Genomic DNA, 3,709 nt, shown 5'->3' with positions numbered 1-3,709 from the left:
CATTACCGCAGTCGTGCTTCGGATACAAGAAGACAAAAGCAAAGCCCCGCAGGAATATCCGCTTGCCTATCATTATCCGGAAAAATCAAAGCTGGACTCCCTAAACAACGTGCCTTTTAAGGAGGGTTTTTTTACGAATACTGTGGGTACCGGTACCTATGTCCCCATACCCGGAACGAATAGGGCAGTGAGTATTGATTTTGGCATGAAGCTGTTTACCGACGCCACGTTTATGGCTGGTGTTACGCTGCTGTTTGGCTATTGGGTATTGTTCGCGGTGTGGGCCAGTATGAACGTGTATTATAGAGGCCATGGGAAAGTGGTGTGGGTCATATTGTTCTTGCTGTTCAACGTATTAGGATATGGGCTTTACAAGACTGCGGTTAAAATGAACAAGCTGCAAAGGCGGTTGCACCGATTTGCTTGAAGCACGCGGATTAAAAAAGCGGCGGCAGCCTTGAGACATTAAGGAGTAACGCCCAGGGCTGCCGCTGCTTATTTTTACTGGATCATCTTCATTATTGCGCTGTGATCGACAGATCCACGCCCTCGGTTTTCGTCTCCAGGCCAAATGCCTTCGAGACCAGATCCAGGCTGACGTAGGTTGTGCCGTTGACCGCCACGGACGGGGACTCGACCTGCTGCTTCATTCCTTGCGCATCGAAGAAGAAGCTGTCGCCCGGTTTGAAAGTCGCTGTCTTCATATCGTATTTGAACGAAATGGACTTGGTCTTCGGATTGAAGGTGATGCTGGACTGCTTCGTACCGGAAAGCGCGCTTGCCAGGCTGCGGATCGGAATCAGCGCTTTTCCTTTGTAATCGAGCATGTAGATACGCTGCTTAACGCCATTCACATACAGATTGAAGCCGTTCACCTTGGTAATCGTGGCGAAATTCACCTGCTTGTCAATCGCTTTAATGACTTCAACCACAAATTCGCCTGTCCAGATTCCGGCGTTTCTGCCGCTTGTCGGATTCCAGTGCTCGTCATGTCTGCCTGCATCGGACATCCCCCGGATGCCGACGAAAGGAACATGGAAGCCGTTCGCTACCTGAGCCACGGAAGCCGTCTCCATATCCTCCGCCATCATGCCCAGCACTTCATTCGTCCATAGAATCCGGTCCACTTCGTTATTGAATTGGTCGGCGCTGCCGATCGTTCCGGCATAGACGTTCCCGTGCATGTACTTGTCTTTTACCGACATGGCCGCTTCAACCAGCTCCGGCGTGCTTTTGAACGTTTTGTATTTCATCAGGTTGTCCTCGTCATCCCGCACGTCGGTCGTCATCATATTCCACGTTTCCGGCTTGCTGCCTTCGCCCGCCTTTCGGGTCGGGGAGATTGTGTTGATATAGTTGATCAGCTCTGTGCCGACGACAATATCATACAGATGGGTCTTCTCATCATGGCCCCCGGCTGTGCCCTGGTTAATGATGGCCCGCGGATGGAACGTTTTAATGAGCAGCGTTGTCGCTGTGGCCGCATTGACCATTCCCATCTCCGTCCGGCTTACGATGACGGGGATTCCGTCAATTTTGCCTATGTAGTAGCTGTACATTCCTACTTTTTGCGTGGTGTACTGGCCCATGGCTTTGAGCAGCGATTCGATTTCGACATCAAGCGCTCCCTGTACCGCAATAGGCGCCTTCTCCGCACTTTTCGCGGCGGCAGCCGGCGGATGATAAGTAAAGCTGCTGATGACTACCATACAAAATACGATTAGCATTGCTGTGGTTTTTTTCATCCTTGCATTCCTCCGAATATACTTAATTTTTAAATATTTTAAATATTAATATAATTAATAGAGGGCGGGTATGTAAAGAAGGAATTTGTATCGGAGGTTTCAGAGGACGAGGGAGGAATCCCTGCAACGGCAAAAAAGCAACGTCCCTTCGGCGGAAAAGGCCGGGGACGTTGCTTGTGATCTATCTATTTAACTGCCGGAATTTAAGCCTTCAGCACATCATGATCCACATATCTGGCGCCGTTCAGCTCGCTGATGACGTTGATCGCCACCTTCGCGCCGTCGCCCGCCGTAATGATAGCGTGCACGCTCACTCCGGCGACGGTGCCTGCCGCCCAGATGCCCTCAACGTTCGTCTTGCCGGAAGCGTCCACGTCGACAACGGTCTTGATCCTTGGCTCCGTGCCGTCCTTCGTCGCGACGCCCGCTTGGGCGGCCAGATCGGTCAGCACGCCGGTAGCCAGAATGACATGCTTGGCCTCATAGGCCGCGCCGCTGTCGGTTGCAATGGTGAAGCTGTCTCCGCTTTTGACGATGGAATTAGCCTGGCCCGCGATCAGCTCCGCTCCGAACTTCACCGCCTGCTTGTGTCCGGTCTCCACCAGGTCCGGCCCGCCGATCTCGGAAATGCCGTAATAATTCTCGTACCAGCCTCTGCGGGTCATGCCCTTGTCATTGTCGATGAGCAGCGTCTTCTTGCCTGCCTTGGCGGCGAACAGCGCGGCGCTTGCGCCGGCGGGGCCGGCCCCGATGACAGCGATATCGTACATAGGGATTACCTCCTAAAAGTTTTGCGGAGCATACGCTCCTTGAGATGGCAACGCAGCAAAACTCGCTTCGAAAGCAAAGGCCAAGTTTTGCGGAGCATACGCTCCTTGAGATGGCAACGCGGCAAACTTGGGTGTAATCTTCTGGCGCTATCTATTATATCGTTGATTACCGGTCCTTCGCCACCGCCTGCAAGCAGGGGAGGATCACCCGGAAGGCTGTGCCTTCTCCCGGAACGCTGGCGACGCCGATCTCTCCGCCATGCGCCTCGGCTATCGATTTCGAGATGGACAGACCAAGCCCCGAACCGCCGTACCTGCGAGCGCGCGAGGGATCGCTGCGGTAAAACCGGTCGAACACATGGGGGATATGCTCCGCCGCGATGCCGGCTCCGTTATCCCGAACCGTCAGCTCCGCGCGGGAACCCGAAGCGTGCAGCGAGACGGTGACTCTGCCTGTCGCCGGGTCGGTATACTGCACCGCGTTCTGGAACAGATTCAGAACGACCTGCTTGATCTTGTCCGGATCGTACATGCCTCTTATGCCGCCGGAGAGGTCGAAGACGACCTCGCGGTCACCGGCAAGCATCTCCAATTGGGACCGCATGTCTTCGATGACTTCGCCAAGACAGAGCTCTTTGGCACGCAGCTGCGGGGCGGCGTCCATCCGGGCGAGCAGCAGCAGATCCTCCACCAGCTTGTTGATGCGCCTCGATTCGCCGTGCATGCTGCTCAGCGCGTTATACAGCTGATCCTTGTTCTCCGCCGCTCCCCGCAGCAGCACCTCCAGAAAGCCGTGGATGGAGGTCAGCGGCGTCCGCAGCTCATGGGAGGCGTCGGCCGCGAACCTGCGCATCTGCTCCTTGGCCTCGCGTTCACTCTGAAAGGAAGTTTCAAGCCGCTCCAGCATGGCGTTGAAGGAATGGGACAGCTTGTCGATTTCGGCCTGTCCCTGCGAGGCCAGGAAGCGGACGTCGAGATTTCCGGCGTCGATCACCCGGGCGGTCCGGCCCATATTGGACAGCGGAACGAGGGTTCTGCGGAGCGCGGGAAAATACAGCAGAGAGCCGCCTAGCAGAGCCGCCGCGGACAAAACGGCATAAATCAGCAGCTGCGACATAATGACGTCGCGCAGCGGAGCCGTGCTTGTTGTCATTTGCAGGACGCCAACCGGATGATACGGGGGGCCAAGGACCA

The 3,709-nt window shown here is 55.4% G+C and carries 3 protein-coding genes and 1 pseudogene; 1 reads left to right on the top strand and 3 read right to left on the bottom strand.

The window, feature by feature from the left end:
* Window positions 1-427, top strand: a pseudogene (locus L692_RS33390) (hypothetical protein); the annotation flags it as partial.
* 91 nt (window positions 428-518) lie between these two features.
* On the opposite strand, the gene L692_RS27730 reads toward L692_RS33390, so the two are convergent.
* The 3 genes from L692_RS27730 to L692_RS0104280 all read right to left on the bottom strand — a co-directional run.
* Complete coding sequence (locus L692_RS27730; RefSeq protein WP_051503433.1) at window positions 519-1,745, bottom strand: phosphorylase family protein; 1,227 nt, start codon at window positions 1,743-1,745, stop codon at window positions 519-521.
* 203 nt (window positions 1,746-1,948) lie between these two features.
* Entirely contained in the window at window positions 1,949-2,515 is a 567-nt protein-coding gene (locus L692_RS0104285; protein ID WP_025697533.1) for an FAD-dependent oxidoreductase, read from the bottom strand.
* A 166-nt stretch (window positions 2,516-2,681) separates the two neighbouring features.
* Window positions 2,682-3,709, bottom strand: a 1,028-nt coding sequence (locus tag L692_RS0104280; RefSeq protein ID WP_025697531.1) for a sensor histidine kinase, incomplete at its 5' end; no start/stop codon positions are given.

This window comes from Paenibacillus forsythiae T98, assembly GCF_000520735.1.
GTDB classification, from domain to species: domain Bacteria; phylum Bacillota; class Bacilli; order Paenibacillales; family Paenibacillaceae; genus Paenibacillus_AQ; species Paenibacillus_AQ forsythiae.
This window is presented reverse-complemented; position numbering and strand designations above follow the sequence as displayed.

Excerpts from the sequence above, each read along its gene's own strand:
- L692_RS27730 (WP_051503433.1), bottom strand. The coding sequence starts at position 1,745 with ATGAAAAAAACCACAGCAATGCTAATCGTATTTTGTATGGTAGTCATC.
- L692_RS0104285 (WP_025697533.1), bottom strand. The coding sequence starts at position 2,515 with ATGTACGATATCGCTGTCATCGGGGCCGGCCCCGCCGGCGCAAGCGCC.